The sequence below is a fragment of the Coprococcus sp. OM06-34AC genome, assembly GCF_003462545.1.
GTDB classification, from domain to species: domain Bacteria; phylum Bacillota; class Clostridia; order Lachnospirales; family Lachnospiraceae; genus Coprococcus; species Coprococcus aceti.
On record NZ_QTZF01000002.1, the window covers coordinates 601,297 to 619,387 of the forward strand.

Annotated in this window: 14 protein-coding genes and 2 tRNA genes; 10 read left to right on the plus strand and 6 right to left on the minus strand. The window is 42.9% G+C overall.

Translation table 11 applies throughout. The features are described from left to right. Positions 1 to 292: 292 nt before the first annotated feature. The 3 genes from argS to trmB form a co-directional block, all read right to left on the minus strand. A complete protein-coding gene (gene argS / locus DXB91_RS05855; protein ID WP_118017040.1) occupies positions 293 to 1,984 on the minus strand; it encodes an arginine--tRNA ligase in 1,692 nt (563 codons plus the stop codon). 138 nt (positions 1,985 to 2,122) lie between these two features. Further along, positions 2,123 to 3,253, minus strand: coding sequence for an ATP-binding protein (locus DXB91_RS05860; RefSeq protein WP_118017041.1), 1,131 nt, complete (start codon positions 3,251 to 3,253; stop codon positions 2,123 to 2,125). A gap of 83 nt (positions 3,254 to 3,336) precedes the next feature. Continuing rightward, positions 3,337 to 3,984 carry a tRNA (guanosine(46)-N7)-methyltransferase TrmB gene (gene trmB / locus DXB91_RS05865; RefSeq protein WP_118017042.1) on the minus strand — a complete coding sequence of 216 codons (648 nt, stop codon included), beginning with the start codon at positions 3,982 to 3,984 and terminating at the stop codon, positions 3,337 to 3,339. Positions 3,985 to 4,223: 239 nt separating this feature from the next. Here trmB and DXB91_RS05870 point away from each other — a divergent pair. Continuing rightward, positions 4,224 to 4,296: transfer RNA gene (locus DXB91_RS05870), tRNA-Lys, on the plus strand. A 172-nt stretch (positions 4,297 to 4,468) separates the two neighbouring features. Next, a tRNA-Lys gene (locus tag DXB91_RS05875) sits at positions 4,469 to 4,541 on the plus strand. A gap of 98 nt (positions 4,542 to 4,639) precedes the next feature. On the opposite strand, the gene DXB91_RS05880 is transcribed toward DXB91_RS05875, so the two are convergent. Together DXB91_RS05880 and DXB91_RS05885 are read right to left on the minus strand one after the other, a co-directional pair. After that, positions 4,640 to 5,554: a radical SAM protein gene (locus DXB91_RS05880; protein ID WP_118017043.1), complete on the minus strand. Its 915-nt coding sequence runs from the start codon at positions 5,552 to 5,554 to the stop codon at positions 4,640 to 4,642. 49 nt (positions 5,555 to 5,603) lie between these two features. Continuing rightward, positions 5,604 to 6,449: an Mrp/NBP35 family ATP-binding protein gene (locus DXB91_RS05885; RefSeq protein ID WP_022217397.1), complete on the minus strand. Its 846-nt coding sequence runs from the start codon at positions 6,447 to 6,449 to the stop codon at positions 5,604 to 5,606. 271 nt (positions 6,450 to 6,720) lie between these two features. Here DXB91_RS05885 and DXB91_RS05890 point away from each other — a divergent pair, with 271 nt between their 5' ends. From DXB91_RS05890 to DXB91_RS05915, 6 genes are all read left to right on the plus strand, one after another. Beyond that, complete coding sequence (locus DXB91_RS05890; protein ID WP_118017044.1) at positions 6,721 to 8,235, plus strand: aminoacyl-histidine dipeptidase; 1,515 nt, start codon at positions 6,721 to 6,723, stop codon at positions 8,233 to 8,235. Positions 8,236 to 8,270: 35 nt separating this feature from the next. Then, positions 8,271 to 9,362, plus strand: a complete 1,092-nt coding sequence (locus DXB91_RS05895) for a PTS transporter subunit IIC (RefSeq protein WP_015534420.1) — start codon at positions 8,271 to 8,273, stop codon at positions 9,360 to 9,362. A 394-nt stretch (positions 9,363 to 9,756) separates the two neighbouring features. Continuing rightward, on the plus strand, positions 9,757 to 10,485 hold the full coding sequence (locus tag DXB91_RS05900) for a flavodoxin (RefSeq protein ID WP_118017045.1): 729 nt from the start codon (positions 9,757 to 9,759) through the stop codon (positions 10,483 to 10,485). A gap of 87 nt (positions 10,486 to 10,572) precedes the next feature. Continuing rightward, positions 10,573 to 11,436 (plus strand): aldo/keto reductase, encoded by an 864-nt coding sequence (locus DXB91_RS05905; protein WP_015534418.1) that lies wholly within the window; start codon positions 10,573 to 10,575, stop codon positions 11,434 to 11,436. Between the two features lie 136 nt (positions 11,437 to 11,572). Then, positions 11,573 to 12,415, plus strand: a complete 843-nt coding sequence (locus DXB91_RS05910; RefSeq protein ID WP_022217400.1) for a hypothetical protein — start codon at positions 11,573 to 11,575, stop codon at positions 12,413 to 12,415. Positions 12,416 to 12,621: 206 nt separating this feature from the next. Further along, positions 12,622 to 14,025, plus strand: a complete 1,404-nt coding sequence (locus tag DXB91_RS05915) for an MATE family efflux transporter (protein ID WP_118017105.1) — start codon at positions 12,622 to 12,624, stop codon at positions 14,023 to 14,025. Here DXB91_RS05915 and DXB91_RS05920 read toward each other — a convergent pair. Then, a complete protein-coding gene (locus DXB91_RS05920) occupies positions 13,991 to 15,370 on the minus strand; it encodes an MATE family efflux transporter (protein ID WP_118017046.1) in 1,380 nt (459 codons plus the stop codon). The two genes, DXB91_RS05915 and DXB91_RS05920, sit on opposite strands and share 35 nt — an antisense overlap. Before the next feature lie 646 nt (positions 15,371 to 16,016). Here DXB91_RS05920 and DXB91_RS05925 point away from each other — a divergent pair. Beyond that, positions 16,017 to 17,504, plus strand: coding sequence for an anthranilate synthase component I family protein (locus tag DXB91_RS05925; protein WP_118017047.1), 1,488 nt, complete (start codon positions 16,017 to 16,019; stop codon positions 17,502 to 17,504). Positions 17,505 to 17,524: 20 nt separating this feature from the next. Next, positions 17,525 to 18,091 (plus strand): anthranilate synthase component II, encoded by a 567-nt coding sequence (locus DXB91_RS05930; RefSeq protein ID WP_055145999.1) that lies wholly within the window; start codon positions 17,525 to 17,527, stop codon positions 18,089 to 18,091.

An 18,091-nucleotide genomic window follows, 5' to 3' on the forward strand; every position in this document is an offset into this window, starting at 1 on the left:
TTCTGATATAAGAAAAAATACCTGAAGTAAAGATATTCAGAACAAAATTATCTAGGATAATAATTTCGAAACAATGATGTCTGGAAGATAGTGTTTAGAAGATAATATTCAGAACAGAAATATCATGAGTAATATTATTCAGAGAAAAGTATCAAAAACAATAATATCTATGACAATATAATTTAAAATGGTTCCTGGAGATATATGAGAAAAAGAGAATGTTTCACGTGAAACATTCTCTTTTTCTTTAACCAGGTTATATGGTCATATATTAATATAGAAGAAACACTGATTACATTGCCTCTGGAGCTTCGATTCCAAGGAGGTTAAGTGCCTCAGATATTGTATTCTTAGTGAGATATGTGAGCATAACTCTTGCATTCTTGAGCTCAACATCATCTACATTGATTCTTGTTGAGTTATAGAACTTGTTAAATGCCTGAGCAACATCAACTGCATATCTTGCTACAACAGATGGCTCATACTTATCAGCAGCATCCTTGATCACAGATGGGAATCTGTTGATCTCTTTTAATAACTCTATGGCATCCTGCTCTGTAATGAGACTGTAGTTAACCGGTTTTGATGGATCGAATGACTCAGCAAGTCTTACAACGCTGCAGCATCTTGCATGTGTATACTGAACATAAGGACCTGTCTCACCATCAAAGTTGAGAACCTTATCCCAGCTAAATGATACATCCTTGATTCTCTGGTTATATAAGTCATTGAAAAGAACAGCACCAACACCAACTTTCTTGGCTACATCCTCCTTGTTTGGAAGATTTGGGCTCTTTTCGGTGATTATCTCAAGACTCTTTGCAATGGCATCCTTCAGAATATCCTCTGCGTATATGATATTACCGCTTCTGGTAGAAAGCTTTGCTCCCTCAAGACTTACAAGACCATAAGGAATGTGAACAAGCTGATCCTTTGCCCATTCGTTTCCAAGAAGCTCAACTACCTTGAATACCTGTGCAAAATGAAGTTTCTGCTCCTGACCGGTTACATATAAGCACTTTGAGAAGTGATATGTGTCTTTTCTATAGAATATAGCAGCAAGATCTCTTGTTGCGTATATTGAGCTTCCGTCTTTCTTGGTTATGATACATGGAGCCATATCGTAATCTGAGAGATCAACGATCATAGCACCTTCGCTCTCCTTCAGAAGACCGGCAGCCTTAACCTTGTCCACAACAGCCTGGCACTTGTCTCTATAGAAACTCTCTCCAAGATAGTAGTCGAAATCCATTCCGAGGAGGTTGTATGTTCTCTTGTATTCAACAAGACTTATATCCTTGAACCACTGCCATATGCTGAGTGCTTCCTCGTCTCCATTTTCCATCTTGTTGAACCATGCTCTTGCCTCGTCAACAAGCTCTGGATTCTTGTCAGCCTCTTCATGGAACTTCACATACAGCTTCATGAGCTCTGAGATTCCATCCTTCTCAACAGCTTCCTTTGAACCCCATGCCTTGTAAGCTACGATAAGCTTACCAAACTGTGTGCCCCAATCGCCAAGGTGATTTATTCTTACAACATTGTATCCAAGCTTGGAATAAATCTTGTAAAGAGAGTTACCAATTATTGTAGTTCTGAGATGGCCAACGTGGAAATTCTTTGCAACGTTAGGAGATGAGTAGTCAATACATATGGTCTGTCCCTCGCCTATATCGGATTTGCCGAAGTCATCTGTGTTGGCTGCCTCTATCATTGTCTTTACAAATACATCTTTCTTGATATAGAAGTTCAGGTATGCACCTGCTACATCGATCTTCTCGATGAAATCTACATCTCCTATGGCTTCCTTTATATCGGCTGCAATCATATTTGGGGCTTTTCTGAGCACCTTTGCCAGTCTGAAGCAAGGAAATGCAAAATCACCCATATCAGGGCGTGGTGGGATCTCGATTGAAGCCATGATATCTGACATTTCGATTCCTTCTACGTTATTTGAGATAAGCTGTGCAATTTTTTCTTTCATGATAATGTTCCTTTTATGTTTATTTTATTCGAAATATATATGTGTTGATAAAACAACATATACACAATATAACACTTTGCTACTTTAAGATATCCAAACTGTAAACTAAGTAATATATGTCTTTCAACAGATACGTTATTATTCAAGTGGAATAGTAAATCTTACATTTGTTCCGGTTTTTGAATCTCCATCGATCTTCAGAGTTCCATTTAACAGATATATGATCTCCTTGATTCTGTGGAGACTGCTGTACCATGGACTGTTGGTATCATAATTGTTGTCTATACCCACGCCATTGTCGTTGATATATACATCTATGAGCTTACTGCTCAGATATATCTTGATTGAAACCTTGTTGGCATTTGAATGAACAAATATGTTGTCCATAATATCTTTAGTTATTGATAAAAGATATGTAGCTACAATACCTGAAATATTCATGGCATAATCAGCACAGTTGATGTCGTATGATATGCCACATTCAGGATGTTCATCCCTGTAACCCTGGAAAAGTTTCTCAAGATGATTCCATACAGGCTCTTCGCTGTCTGATTCTCCAGAGAGAGAATTGGCAAGTTCATCTACATGGTCGGCAAGTTTTGCCGTTGACGAGGTGAGCTCTTCGAGTGTGACCTTAGCTCTGTTGATATCTGATCTTATAAGCCAGGACAGTACATCCAGCTTGTGTGAATTGGAGTCAAGAACATCTGTGATGTCAGATTGAATCCTGTCCGCAAGCTGTTTTTTCTCATATTGGTACAATCTGAGGATATTTTTTCCGTGATCCGCTGCTGTCAGGGAATCAGTATCTGGTCCGTCTGTTTCTGTTGTATCTTCATTATTAATAGTAGATACTTCCTCAGTCACCTCCGTCAGAAGATCATCTATATGTCTGTTGGAGGTGGATAGATCAGTTATACGCTTCTTAAGCAATGCGGTTTCTTCTTCGTCCTCTTTGATCTGAAGATGAAGAGTCTGCTGCATATCCTGAAGCTCCTTTAACTGAAGCTCTATCTGAGTAGCCTTTTCCTGCTGTGAGGTGGTGTCTACTGAGAATGGTGAAAATACATTGTGACCAGTGCTTGTCTTGAAGGAGTATACATCTAATGTCTTTATAAGCTGGTCTATCTTTGCCTTGAGTTCAAAATCTTCAGTTTTGAGTGACTGAACCTGCTCAAGCTTGCTGATATATGAATCATTAAAGAAATTCAACAGATCCTGATTGGTCTTGCGCACCAATTTGAGACTTTCTATAGAAGATGTATCCATGATGAAACTCCTTTCCATAAATTTGCTGTAATCTTCATTGTAGTATACCAAAAACTGTGTGTCAACAAATGCAAAATCAACGTTTATTTCTTTTCCCTGTATGCGACGAGTCTGTTGATAGGTGTTCCCATTGCTGAGAATTTGGTCTCATACTCGGTCATGATGTTGCCTTCGTTGTATTCTGAATTGTGAAGGTCATATGTGTAGTTCTCAAGGATCCATCCTGCCTCGGGAACCTGTTCCAGAGAGAAATCAAAGAGTCCTCTGTTATCAGTCTTAAATATAACTCTTCCCTCAGGGGCGAGGAACTGATCATACAGACCAAGAAAATGTGTAGATGTGAGACGTCTCTTGGCATGCCTGTCCTTTGGCCATGGGTCCGAGAAATTGAGATATATTCTATCTACTTCATTTGTATCGAATACGTCAGTTATATATTCGGCATCCATTCTTATAAAGTAGAGATTCGTCATCTCAGGTTCAAGCTCTCTTTTCTCAAGGGCACGCACCAGGACACTTGAATACTTCTCTATGCCTATGTAATTGATATCAGGATTGCGTCTTGCAAGCTCCATGATAAACTGTCCCTTGCCCATGCCTATCTCAATATGTATAGGGTTATCGTTGTCAAATAACTCATGCCAATGTCCCTTCATGCCTGTTTCATTGTGCACTACATAGTCATTTGCTGCGATAGTCTCTCTTGATCCTTTTACATTTCTCAGTCTCATAGTAATCTCCATCTATTTATTGTAAAAATCTTCTTTTTATTGAAAAAGTCATACCTTATAATAATAACATAGGCGAAAATGATATTCAAACAATATATATAACTGGTAATTTTGATATGGGATAGGAGCAGAGTAATACCGAACAAATAAAAATGAAAAAAGTTGAAAAAAACACTTGCATTATAAAAAGAACTAATGTATACTCTAATCTGTTGTGACGAACACAACATGATAAATACGGGCCGCTAGCTCATTTGGTAGAGCACCTGACTCTTAATCAGGGTGTGCGGGGTTCGAGCCCCCGGCGGCCCACTACAAGGTGGATTGACTGCAATATAATTGTGGCTGGTCCATTTTTTTGTCACTCAGTTTGAAATCATTTGCTGGATGTCAGAAAAGTTGAAAAAAATGAGAAAAACACTTGCATTATTCTCAGAACTGATATATAATCTACTCTGTTGTGACGAACATAATAAATAAATACGGGCCGCTAGCTCATTTGGTAGAGCACCTGACTCTTAATCAGGGTGTGCGGGGTTCGAGCCCCCGGCGGCCCACTACAAGATGGATTGACTGCAATATGTTGTGGCTGGTCCATTTTTTTGTGCAAAAATCCATGGCCTTTTATTTATTTCCTTATTTGAAGATGTGTGGGTTACACGCCTTCGTTATCGAATGCTGGAATGAAGCTCTCTTTTGCTGTCTCACCCTCCTGTATAAATCCATTTTCAACGCCGATATCAATGGCATAATCCACAAGCTCATCGTATTCAGAAGGAGTTATAGTTCTGCCAAGCTCTGGAAATCTATTCTCAATTCCCGGCATAGGGGTGTACTGGTTCATGATGCTTATATATATTGAATCTTTGTATGTGTTATATAGATATGTGATTATTGACTTGGAATCATCCAGATGATCAGGAAGCTGCAGATGACGGACGATAACACCTCTCTGCATAATTCCGTCGTCATCAAAGCGGGTCTGGTCTCCGCCGCATTGTCTGACCATCTCAGATATGGAGGTTTTGGCATGTTCAGGATAGTCTGGAGCATTACTGTATTTTGCGGACAGATCCGGTGACATGAATTTGAAATCTGGAAGATACACGTCTATATAGCCATCAAGTAGCTGTATCATCTCGGCCGTTTCATAACCACTGCAGTTATATACAAATGGAAGCTTGAAGTTCCGTGATCTCGCCATGTCTATAGCTGATATGATCTGTGGTATATAGTGATCCGGTGTGACAAGATTGATGTTGTTGGCACCCTTATCCTGAAGTTCAAAGAAAATGTTGCACAGCCTTGATATGGATATATCCTTGCCAGCCTTGCCTCCGGATATGGCTTTATTCTGGCAGAAGCAGCATCCAAGTGCACATCCGGAGAAGAATACGGCACCTGAACCGTTCTCTCCGGATATACATGGCTCTTCCCACATGTGTAGCGCTGCACGGCTCACCCTGACTGTGTCTGTCATATGGCAGGCACCTGTGTGACCGGATGTACGGTCTACACCGCATTTTCTTGGACACAATATGCAGTTGTTCAGGATGTGCCGGATATCCATATTATTTACCTCCAAAATAGATGATAATTGTTATTAACTGACAGGTGAATTAGTATTTGTCAGGGTCAAATGTGCTTATGAGATCAGCAAATTCCTGAAGATCAGCATTTGCTTCCATGTGCTCTATCTCACCCCTATCCATAAGCCCCGCAAGGGAAGGATTGATAGGCAGACGGATCGCGTGCCCTATATACAGGTCTCTTATGACCTGCTCAAGCTGGCTCTTGCCAAATATATAGTGCTTGTTATTGCAGTCAGGACAAATGAAATATGACATATTCTCTATCATACCAATGACAGGGATATTCATGCTGTCTGCCATGTGAACAGCCTTTCCAACGATGACAGATACGAGATCCTGAGGGGTGGTAACTACCACAACTCCATCTATAGGGATGGACTGGAATATGGTAAGTGGCACGTCGCCGGTTCCAGGAGGACAGTCGATGAACATATAGTCTATGTCTCCCCAGATGATGTCTGAGTAGAACTGCTTGACTGTTCCCGCTATGATAGGTCCTCTCCAGAGGACAGGTGTTGTCTCGTCGTCCAGAAGAAGATTCACAGACATGATCTTGATTCCTGTTTCCGTCTCATCGGGATACAGGAAATCTCCTTCTGCCTCTGGTGTCTTATGTACGCCAAATGCCTTTGGAATAGAAGGTCCTGTGATATCTGCGTCAAGTATGGCTGTCTTGTAACCCATGCGCTGCATGAGAACGGCGAGCTGACAGGTTACTGAGGATTTGCCGACTCCTCCTTTGCCGCTGACCACGGCAATAATATGCTTTATATGCGAACCTGGATGTGGCTCTATGATAAGACTCTGTGGTTCTGTTCTGCTGGAACAGCTCTGGCCACAGGTACTGCAGTTGTGTGTACAATTCTCTGACATGATACTCTCCAATCTACTGCACATGGATGTCTGTGCAATCTGTGTTGTATGCTAAGTTACGCATTTGATTAATATATATCATTAAGAGGTTACAAAGTCAACGAATGCAGGTACTATGAAATTTGAGAGGTGAGTTGAAATTGACGGGTGTCAAATATATAATCAGAGACATGATAGTATACGGATTGTAGAGTTGAAATGAAATACCTGATAGAAAGTATTCTAATAAAGTAATTGGGCATGAAAAATACTATAAAAAGGAGAATATAGCATGGGAGTTTTATCAAATATCGAGCCATATGGAGTTTTTCGTTTCTTTGAGGAGATATGCGGGATTCCACACGGATCGTCGGATACAAAGAAGATAAGTGATTATCTGGTGAAGTTTGCCATAGACAAAAATCTGAGATATATACAGGATGAGAGCAACAATGTGATCATATTCAAGGACGGAACTGCCGGGTATGAGGACAGTGCCCCTGTCATGCTACAGGGACATATGGATATGGTCTGTGAGAAAGATGTTGACTGTGATATTGATTTTGAGCGGGACGGACTGAGACTAGTGCTTGAGGACGGAGTGATATCCGCTGATGGAACCACCCTTGGCGGAGATGACGGGATAGCTGTGGCATTTGCACTGGCTATACTGGATGCCGACGATATACCACATCCACCGATTGAGTGCGTATTTACGGTTGATGAGGAGATAGGAATGCTGGGAGCTGCGGCGATTGACTGTAGTCCACTTAAGTCACGGATCATGCTCAATCTGGATTCTGAGGATGAGGGGTATCTGTTGGTGTCATGTGCCGGAGGTGCGTGTGCTACGTGCCATATTCCGGTTGAATATGAGAATGCAGAAGATGATCATTCAGTTGTGAGAATTATTGTAGAGGGTCTTACCGGTGGACATTCCGGCGTGGAGATCATAAAACAGAGGGCAAATGCCGACAAGCAGCTTGCAAGACTTCTATATAATATAGGAAGGGATGTTCCATACAGACTGATATCTATACAGGGCGGTCTTAAGGACAATGCAATACCTAACAAGGCGAAGGCATATGTGGGTATTGATCCGGAGGATGTGGATAACTTTGTAAAATCTGCGGAAAAGAATGAGAATATTCTGAGGCATGAATTTGGAAATACTGATCCAGAGCTTATAGTGAAAGTAGAAACGGATCTGTCAGATGATCTGGGTTCATATAATAACGCGGATGATGTGCAGAACGATATGTATGGTAGAACCATGATCAACAGAGTTATGACAGAAAAGTCATCGGATATAGTTATCAGGAGTCTTATGATGATGCCAAATGGAATTCAGAAGATGAGCAATGATATAGAAGGGCTTGTGCAGACATCGCTGAATCTTGGAATATTGAATACAACTGAGGATGAGGTCACAGCAAGCTTTTCAGTAAGAAGCAGTGTACAGTCTGAAAAGGAAAATCTGATAGATCAGCTCCGATGTGTATCTGTCTCGGCTGGTGGAAGTCTGGAAGTGCAGGGGGATTATCCTGCATGGGAGTACAGACATGATTCTCCTCTCAGAGATATTATGGTGGATGTGTTTGAAGAGCAGTATGGAAGAAAGCCTGTTATACAGGCGATTCACGCCGGAGTGGAGTGTGGCCTTTTCGCTGGCAAGATGCCGGGTCTGGACTGTGTATCATTTGGCCCGGATATGAAAAATATCCATACCAGCAGAGAGTCTATGGATGTTGCCAGTGTACAGAGAACATGGAGGTATACACTGGGTATACTTGAGAAATTGAAGTAATTGACAGCAATATAATTCCAATAAGGAGAAGAATGATGGAAAAGGTAAAAGGATTCTTGAAGAAGAAAGACATTGTGTTCAGTGTCAAGAGATACGGAATAGATGCTCTCGGTGCCATGGCACAGGGATTGTTCTGTACTCTGCTTATCGGAACTATCCTGAACACACTTGGCAATCAGTTTGGTGTGCCATTTCTTAAAGCGGTTGTTGCGACCGTGAATGGAACAGATTATACAGTTGGAGGTCTCGCATCTGCTATGGCAGGACCTGCGATGGCGGTGGCTATAGGATATGCTCTTAAGGCACCACAGCTCGTATTGTTCTCACTGATAACAGTTGGATTTGCGGCAAATGCCTTGGGCGGCGCAGGAGGCCCGCTGGCAGTTTATTTTATTGCAGTTATTGCAACTGAACTTGGAAAGGTTGTCTCAAAGGAGACAAAGATTGACATACTGGTGACACCTCTGGTTACCATCGGAAGTGGTGTGGCTGTGTCTGCACTTCTTGCACCTACACTCGGTGCCATAGCCATGAAGGTCGGAGATCTCATCATGCTGGCTACAAACCTTCAGCCGTTCTGGATGGGTATTGCGGTATCAGTTCTCGTCGGTGTGGCACTTACACTTCCGATATCATCCGCTGCGATATGTGCGGCATTCGGACTTACAGGTCTGGCCGGCGGTGCTGCTGTGGCGGGATGTTGTGCGCAGATGGTTGGATTTGCAGTTATGTCATTCAGAGAGAATAAATGGGGTGGCCTTGTTTCACAGGGAATCGGAACATCAATGCTCCAGATGGGTAACATCATCAAGAATCCGAGAATCTGGATCGCACCTATAGTTACCTCTGCGATCACAGGTCCTCTTGCAACATGTCTGTTCAAGCTTCAGATGAATGGAACTCCTGTATCATCAGGTATGGGTACATGTGGTCTGGTTGGACAGATCGGAGTATACACAGGCTGGATGAATGATATCGAGGCGGGAAGCAAGACAGCGGTCACAGCTATGGACTGGGTTGGTCTGATCCTAATCTCATTTGTACTTCCTGCAGTTCTCTGCCCGCTCATCAACATGGTGGTGAGAAAACTCGGCTGGGTTAAGGATGGAGATATGACTTTATCATAAAGATTGGCTGAAATCCGGTGGAAGAAAATTATCTCAAAATTGTTTCCATCAGGCAGATTACAACAGAAAAGATACAATATTTTCGCAAATAAGATTGAAATTGGCTCGAAAGATACAAATTTACAGATTTTGTGTCTTTCGGGCCTTTTTATATGGAAAAGGAGATAATATTTTCCTAAAATGGGTGATTCAGAAGGAAAAAGATACAAAATATATGGTGCTTGATTTGTGGAGTGAAAATACAGCAAAAATGAGCAGACGATAGAAAAATCAAGAATACAAAAAAGTCCTTGCCTTGAAGTGAACTCCAAAGAGTATTATTAGATATGTCAGAGAAACAGTTCCTGACGTTTTTCGAAAATATGGTAGTTAAAACAGACAGGAGGACGCTTTAATGAAGAAATTAGGAGCATTTTTAGTGTGTGCTGTTATGGCTTTTGGACTTGTTGGATGCGGAAGTGGTGACAGCACAGAAAGTAAAAGTACCACACAGGCAGAAACCCAGACAGAGGTTGTTACGGATGCGGTCAATGAGGCCGATACAAGCAACGACAACGCTGACTCTACGGTATCAGAGGAACAGATCAGCGAGGAAAGCAGCGCTGATGAGACAGACAATGTTGACACAGAGACAGGTAAGACTCTGGTGATCTATTTTTCAGCAACTGGAAATACAAAAGATGCTGCAGAATATATAGCGGCAGAGACAGGAGCAGATATATTTGAGATCACCCCGGCCCAGGAGTATACATCGGATGATCTGAACTACAATGATGACAGCAGCAGGGTATCAAAGGAACACAATGACGAAAGCCTCAGGGATGTGGAGCTTACCACCACTGAAGTTCCTGGCTGGGAATCGTATGATACGGTATTTGTAGGTTATCCTATATGGTGGGGAACGTCTGCATGGCCGGTAGATTCATTTGTCAAGGCAAATGACTTCACTGGCAAGACTGTATATCCGTTCTGCACATCGGCGAGCTCAGGACTGGGAAGCAGTGCAGATGATCTGGCTTCTGAGGCAGGAAGCGGAGACTGGAAGGATGGTCAGAGATTCTCGTCGGGTGTGACACAGCAGGATGTGGCCGACTGGATAAGCGGGCTCGGCCTTGGACAGTAATGTGTCAGATAAGTAACTGAACAGATGTAATAAACATAGCTGGAAATAATTTGAAATTGAAATAAAAAGAAACAGGAGGATATAAAAATGTTAAAAGAAACTTACACACTTAACAATGGAGTAGCAATTCCAAAGCTTGGACTTGGAACATGGTTCATCGACGATGACAAGGTAGCAGATGCCGTGAGGGAGGCCGTAAAGATAGGTTACAGACATATTGACACTGCACAGGCATACGGCAATGAGCGCGGAGTAGGCGAAGGAGTTAGAACCTGTGGTATTCCAAGAGAAGAACTGTTCGTAGTCTCAAAGGTTGCGGCTGAGCACAAGACATATGAGGAGGCCAAGGCGGGAATCGATGGAACGCTTGAGAAGATGGGACTTGACTATCTCGATATGATGATCATTCACAGCCCACAGCCTTGGGTAAAGGTAAATCAGAGCGATGACAGATACGTGGAGGGCAACAGAGCAGCATGGAGAGCACTTGAGGAGGCATACAAGGAAGGCAAGCTCAAGGCTATTGGTATATCCAATTTCCAGATCGGTGATATCGAGAGCCTTATGGAGACTGCTGAGATCAAGCCTATGGTCAACCAGATACTTCTTCACATCAGCAATACTCCGATAGAACTGGTGGATTACTGTCAGAAGAACGATATACTTGTTGAGGCTTATTCACCTATCGCACATGGTGAGATACTCAATCAGCCTGAGATCAAGGCTATGGCGGACAAGTATGGTGTGACTGTTCCACAGCTCTGCATCAGATATACTATCCAGCTCGGAACAATTTCACTGCCAAAGACGGCCAATCCAGAGCACATGAAGAGCAATACAGAGGTCGATTTCGAGATAAGTGCAGAGGATATGGAGGCTCTTAAGAATTTCAAGAAGATCGAGAGCTATGGAGCGAGCAGTGGTTTTCCTGTATATGGTGGACGTATATAATAAAGAAAAGTTCATAGCTATAGTGGACAGCCGTCAGGTTTGTATAGTTTGCAATCATAAATATCTTGCATAATATAATAGTTACCTTATAATAGAGATGTTGCTAATTTTATACATTTAGGAGGAAATGAACAATATGAAAAAGGGAACAAGTTATATTGTAGTGGCTGCAATGATGATGGGATTGATGCTGACAGGCTGTGGGGGCAATGACAATTCTGTAACTAAGGCTACAACTGAAGCTGAGACAGAAGCAGCAACAGAGGAGCAGGATACTGAAACACAGGACACTGCAGATGATACTGAGGACAGTTCGGTCGCCATTGATGAGGAGGACACAGAGGAAGATACAGAGGACAGTGAAGAGGCAGAAGCTGATCCTTCAATAGTAGGTGTATACACCAAGAATGGTTATGAGAATTCGTATTTTGGATTTAAGATCAACCTTGAAGGAAGCTATGGAATTCAGACAAGAGGTTCATTACTGACTGCCACCGATATCTCTGAGGTTGTGGAGGATTCCAATAGCGATGAGACTGTACAGAGGGCATTGGATAATCTGGACAATAGCTTTACGGTAGGAAACGATTATGCATTCTGTGCAAATGATGGTACACACTATATTCTGCTCAAAATAAAGTCCCCTAAGGGTGGTGGAAATTACGGTTATGATGTGTGGGCTGATGAGAATACAGTAGCAAAGGCAACTGTTGCTCAGATGGATACTGTTATTACATCTACAGCAAGTAGAATTGGCGCTGAAGCAAGCAATATTGAGACTGATTATTCCAAGTGTACAGTATTTGGCGAAGAGCACTACATATGTACAGCAACGGCTGATATGTCTGGAACTGAGTACTCTCTGACAAATGTAATAGTAAGATCAGATGACGGAAAGTATACGATGATAATAGCTATAGAGACACTTGGTGACAGAAATTATCAGGATATTCTGGATAACATGTTCAGTCCATTATAAATTTTACAACTTTACTTTTTCAAAAACAAAAAGTATAATACACATCGAAAGCGAGTGGCAAAGATTGCGTAAATCCAGTTTTGTCACTCGCTTTTTATGTGTATATATAATAATTTTCTAGTGTGTAGCTATTCAGCGTAAGTCCAACTAACTTAGGCGGTAGCTGCTTTTTTTGTTCAGGGAAAGGAGTTTGAAGAGTGGAAGAAATGGATAAGAACAAAGAGGAAAACAGAGAGAGAAATAAGATGAAAGATATGCCAGTTGGAAAGCTGATGATCCAGATGGGAATTCCTATGATTCTTTCCATGGCGCTTCAGGCGGTGTACAACATCGTAGACAGCGCATTTGTGGGAAATATGAAGGTGGGAAGTGAGGCCGCGTTAAATGCCCTCACGCTGGTATTTCCGGTGCAGATGCTCATGGTTGCTCTGGGCATAGGCACGGGAGTCGGCACAAATGCGTTTATTGCCAGAACCCTTGGTCAGGGTGATAAGGAAAGAGCTGCCAAGGTGGCTGGCAACAGTCTGTTTCTCGGTGCTGTAATATATGTGGTGTGTTTGTTATTTGGAATATTGGGAGTGAGGACTTATATAGTCTCACAGACTATGGACACGCAGGTCACAGAGATGGCTGTGGATTATCTAAGAATATGCTGTGTGTATTCATTTGGAATAATATTTTTCTCGCTTTTTGAGAAATTGCTTCAGGCAACTGGCAGATCCATGTATTCAACGATAGGTCAGGTGATGGGAGCTGTCATAAACATCATACTTGATCCGCTTCTCATATACGGAGTAGGACCATTTCCTGAGATGGGAGTCAGAGGAGCCGCCTATGCGACTATTATAGGTCAGATAGCGTCTGCGGTTCTGCTGTGTGTGTTCCATCTGAGACTTAATAAGGAATTTGAACATGGATGTGCATACATGAAGCCTGACTGGAGAATCATCCGGGGAATATATGCCATAGGACTCCCGGCCATCATAGCCCAGGCACTTATGTCCATCATGGTATACGCCCTGAATCTCATTCTCAAGTTTAACCAGTCGGTGCAGACTGCATATGGTCTGTTCTACAAGGTTCAGCAGTTTGTGCTGTTTCTCGCATTTGGACTCAGGGATGCGATCACCCCGATCACGGCATACAGCTATGGAATGGGTGACAGAAAGAGGATAAATGATGCGATTAAGTATGGAATAATCTACACAATAGTGCTGATGGTGTTTGGAATGGCTGTGACAGAGCTGTTTCCAGCTGCATTTGCCGGACTTTTCAATGCGGGACAGTCCAGAGTGTATTTTATAGACGCCATGAGGATAATCTCCCTAAGTTTCGTATTTGCCGGGGTAAATGTTGCATTTCAGGGAATATATCAGGCCCTTGAAGGCGGTGTGGAATCGCTTGTGATATCGCTGCTTAGACAGTTGATAATCATCCTGCCGCTTGCCGGAGCATTTGCGGCTCTGGTCAGAGGCGGTCAGGCGGATGTATCACTGATATGGTGGGCATTCCCGATCACGGAGATCGTGTCGTGCGTGGTGGGCATGGTGTTGCTGAGAAGGAAAATGAGGAGGGTTACTTCTTCCCTGCACCTTTCATCATTGACTTAAATGTCAGCATGAATGTTGCGCCGCATGAGAATGCGGACACTATGTCGCTGATAGGCTCGGCGTAGTAAATACTCATGACTGAGTGCGTGCAGTATGGCAGGATGATCGCGAGTGGGATTATCAGTATGACCTTTCTCAGCAGTGCAAATATAAGGGATTTGCCTGCTTGTCCCATGGATATGAAGGACTGCTGACATCCGTTCTGTATGCCAAAGAACATCATTCCGAATATGTATATCGGAAGAACTTTTGCACAGAGTGCTTTGAGGGATTCATCCGAGGTAAATATTCCGGCTGCCACGGACGGAAACAGGAATGCGGCCCCAGCCAGGACAAATGACACTATGATGGACATGGTTATCAGTATGGTACATGTCTTCTTCACTCTGTCCACGTTGCCCTTGCCGTAGTTGTAGCTGATGATGGGCTGGACTCCCTGGGAGAAACCGCTCATCGGGATAAATATAATCTGCATGATACTTTGGAGTATGGTGAATGATCCCACGTACAGGTCATCGCCGTACTTCTGGAGCCCGTGAGTGAACACGATGGTTATAAGGCTCTCCGTGACCTGCATGATAAATGGTGACACACCGAGAGCTGCAATTGACAGGATCAGCTTGCCTTGTGGACGCATCATCTGCGCTGATATGCGAAGACTAGCCTTGTCGGATGTCAGAAATCTGATAACCCATGCCGCACTTATCGCCTGGGATATGACGGTCGCTATGGCCGCACCCTTGATTCCGAGGTTCAGTGCAAATATGAATATCGGATCGAGGATGATGTTGAATATGGCTCCTATGAGCACAGAAAACATGGCGGTCTTTGACTGTCCCTGGGCTGTGATAAATGTGTTCAGTCCGGTGGTGATCATGACAAATATAGTGCCTATAAGGTAAATGCTCAGATAGTCATCGGCATGTGGATAGGTGGCATCGCTGGCACCGAAGAAATACAGAAGCGGTTTCTTCAATGCGTAGATGACAGCCATAACAATAATTGTAAATATGATGAGCAGGATTACGCCATTTGACAGGATGCGCTGTGCCTTGTCCCTGTCGCCTTTACCGAGAGCAATGGAAGCCAGAGGTGCTCCGCCCGCGCCCACGAACACGCTGAATGCACTTACAAGGGTGATGATCGGGAGACACAGTCCGATTCCGGTGAGGGATGCTGCGCCTACCTCGGGGATATGTCCTATGTATATTCTGTCCACTATGTTGTATAAGAGATTGATTAGCTGCGCCACAAATGTTGGAATGCCCATGGAGAGCATAAGTTTAAATATCGGCGCCGTGCCCATTCTCTCTTCAGAATTTGAAGAAATTGTACTTGTGTTCATAACTACTCCTTAATGTTGATAACTTTATAAAATCCGCTGAAAACTTTATCGTTAATCGTGGGGATGGAGGTACATGCCCCTCCGTCCTCAAGTCTAATGTATAGGATATTTCAGTTGGGGGGTGTAGTCAATCTGCAAATAATTAAGAAAGTATAAAATAAATGATAAGTGGAAAAAGTCCAGCAAATATGCGGGAAACAGTAAAAAACGAGTGAAAATATAGCAAAAACTTGAAAAATTATTCTTGACAAATTTACTAGGAAAGCGCATTATGGTTACAGATATAAGATAAACCGTTGATCAAGAGGAGTAGCGGCATATAACATGTTCAGAGAGTTGCAGGTGGTGTGATTGCAGCGATGGGAGTGCAGGTGAATGGACTTGTGAGGGCAAACCGAAAGATTTGAGATTCAAGTAGGGGAGACGGAGACCTACCGTTATAGAAGGTACATATATGATTGTATATGGTCGAGGGCATCGATATATATAAATATATATAAATTATTTATATATATTTTTTTTTATTTATTGATGAAATTAGGTGGCACCGCAGGAGATTAGATTTCTTGTCCTAATGTTTGTAGGATAAGGAATTTTTTTTATGTCCTGTGGTTTTTTTTATATTAATTGGCAAGGAGGATGAGACATGATAAGACCAGAACTTAACGAGGCAAAGAAATATGCGGCAGACGGATATAGGATGGTTCCGGTGTGCTGTGAGATGTTATCGGATGTGATCACACCTATCAACTTACTCAGAAAGCTGAAAGCGGCAAATGAGCACTGTTACATACTTGAGAGCGTGGAGAATCAGGAGGTGTGGGGACGGTACACATTTCTTGGTTACAATCCGAAGCTTGATGTCACATGCATGAATGGGCACATACAGCTCAAGGATATAGATGGAAATGTGATAAAGAAAGCGGATGACATTCATCCTGAGGGATTCATAAGAGAGATACTTAAGGATTACAAGAGTCCGAAGATAGAAGGACTTCCAACATTTACAGGCGGGTTTGTCGGTTACTTCTCATATGATTATATAAAGTACAGTGAGAAGAAGCTTGTGATCGATGCCGATGACGATGAGGGATTTCAGGATCTGGATCTGATGTTATTTGACAAGGTCATAGCATTTGACAATTTCAAGTCAAAGCTGATCCTCATTGCAAATGCTGACACGTCCGATATAGAAACCGGATATGCAAAGGCACTTGCTGACATAGAAGATATGAAGAAGCTAATCCTCGATGGAGAGATGGCTGAGATAGAGCCGGTTAAGATGAAGAGTGATTTCAAGCCTCTGTTCAATAAAGAAAAATATTGCAGCATGGTCGAGAGGGCAAAGAAGTACATATTCGAGGGAGATATCTTCCAGGTGGTTCTGTCCAACAGACTTGAGGCTGAGATGGAGGGTTCACTGTTCAATACATACAGGGTTCTCAGAAGCACAAATCCTTCTCCGTATATGTTCTACTTCAGCGGCGACCAGATAGAGGTTGCGGGCGCATCACCTGAGACACTGGTAAAGCTTGAGAATGGCGTGCTCCACACATTTCCTCTTGCTGGAACGAGACCGAGGGGAAAGACAAAGGAAGAGGATATGAGACTTGAGGCCGGACTTATGGCGGATGAGAAGGAGCTGGCGGAGCACAACATGCTGGTGGATCTCGGAAGAAATGATCTTGGTAAGATAAGCAAGTTCGGAACTGTTGAGGTTGAGCAGTACATGAAGGTTCAGAGGTACTCACATGTAATGCATATCGGGTCAACGGTCAAAGGAGAGATCGATGACAGCAGGTATGATGAGCTGTCAGCCGTGGATGCGGTACTTCCAGCAGGAACCCTCTCGGGAGCACCGAAGATCAGAGCGTGTCAGATCATCAACGAGCTGGAGAACAACAAGAGAGGAATATATGGTGGAGCCATAGGATACATAGATTTCACAGGGAATCTTGATACATGTATAGCCATAAGGATCGCATACAAAAAGGGTGACAAGGTATTTGTCAGATCCGGAGCGGGAATCGTGGCGGACAGTGTTCCGGCAAATGAGTTCCAGGAATGTATCAACAAGGCAAAGGCAGTTACAACAGCACTCACAATGAGCGCTTTTCATGCGCATGCACAATAAATACAAGGAGGACAAAACAAATGACAATACTTATAGATAATTATGACAGCTTCTCCTACAACCTGTATCAGCTTGTGGGGGCAATAAATCCGGATATAAAGGTTATAAGAAATGATGAGTTCACCTGTGAGGAGATCGAGGCGATGAATCCGGATCACATAATCATCTCACCGGGACCCGGAAGACCTTCGGATGCGGGAATGTGTGAGGAAGCGGTGAGATATTTTGCAGGAAAAGTACCAATCCTCGGCGTGTGTCTCGGACATCAGGCGATTTGTGAGACATATGGTGCGACAGTCACATATGCAAAGAAACTTATGCATGGAAAGATGTCGCTGGTTGATGTGGATCTGAACTGCAGATTGTTCAGAGGACTTCAGAGCAAGATACAGGTTGCCAGATATCATTCACTGGCAGCAGCCGATGAGAATTTTCCGGAATGCCTGGAGGTCACAGCCAGGACGGAGGATGGAGAGATCATGGCAGTAAAACACAGGAATTATGAGGTATATGGAGTTCAGTTCCATCCGGAGTCGATATTGACACCGAAGGGCAAGATAATGCTCAGGAATTTTTTAGAGATATAA

Excerpts from the sequence above, each read along its gene's own strand:
- argS (WP_118017040.1), bottom strand. The coding sequence starts at position 1,984 with ATGAAAGAAAAAATTGCACAGCTTATCTCAAATAACGTAGAAGGAATC.
- DXB91_RS05860 (WP_118017041.1), bottom strand. The coding sequence starts at position 3,253 with ATGGATACATCTTCTATAGAAAGTCTCAAATTGGTGCGCAAGACCAAT.
- trmB (WP_118017042.1), bottom strand. The coding sequence starts at position 3,984 with ATGAGACTGAGAAATGTAAAAGGATCAAGAGAGACTATCGCAGCAAAT.
- DXB91_RS05880 (WP_118017043.1), bottom strand. The coding sequence starts at position 5,554 with ATGGATATCCGGCACATCCTGAACAACTGCATATTGTGTCCAAGAAAA.
- DXB91_RS05885 (WP_022217397.1), bottom strand. The coding sequence starts at position 6,449 with ATGTCAGAGAATTGTACACACAACTGCAGTACCTGTGGCCAGAGCTGT.
- DXB91_RS05890 (WP_118017044.1), top strand. The coding sequence starts at position 6,721 with ATGGGAGTTTTATCAAATATCGAGCCATATGGAGTTTTTCGTTTCTTT.
- DXB91_RS05895 (WP_015534420.1), top strand. The coding sequence starts at position 8,271 with ATGGAAAAGGTAAAAGGATTCTTGAAGAAGAAAGACATTGTGTTCAGT.
- DXB91_RS05900 (WP_118017045.1), top strand. The coding sequence starts at position 9,757 with ATGAAGAAATTAGGAGCATTTTTAGTGTGTGCTGTTATGGCTTTTGGA.
- DXB91_RS05905 (WP_015534418.1), top strand. The coding sequence starts at position 10,573 with ATGTTAAAAGAAACTTACACACTTAACAATGGAGTAGCAATTCCAAAG.
- DXB91_RS05910 (WP_022217400.1), top strand. The coding sequence starts at position 11,573 with ATGAAAAAGGGAACAAGTTATATTGTAGTGGCTGCAATGATGATGGGA.
- DXB91_RS05915 (WP_118017105.1), top strand. The coding sequence starts at position 12,622 with ATGGATAAGAACAAAGAGGAAAACAGAGAGAGAAATAAGATGAAAGAT.
- DXB91_RS05920 (WP_118017046.1), bottom strand. The coding sequence starts at position 15,370 with ATGAACACAAGTACAATTTCTTCAAATTCTGAAGAGAGAATGGGCACG.
- DXB91_RS05925 (WP_118017047.1), top strand. The coding sequence starts at position 16,017 with ATGATAAGACCAGAACTTAACGAGGCAAAGAAATATGCGGCAGACGGA.
- DXB91_RS05930 (WP_055145999.1), top strand. The coding sequence starts at position 17,525 with ATGACAATACTTATAGATAATTATGACAGCTTCTCCTACAACCTGTAT.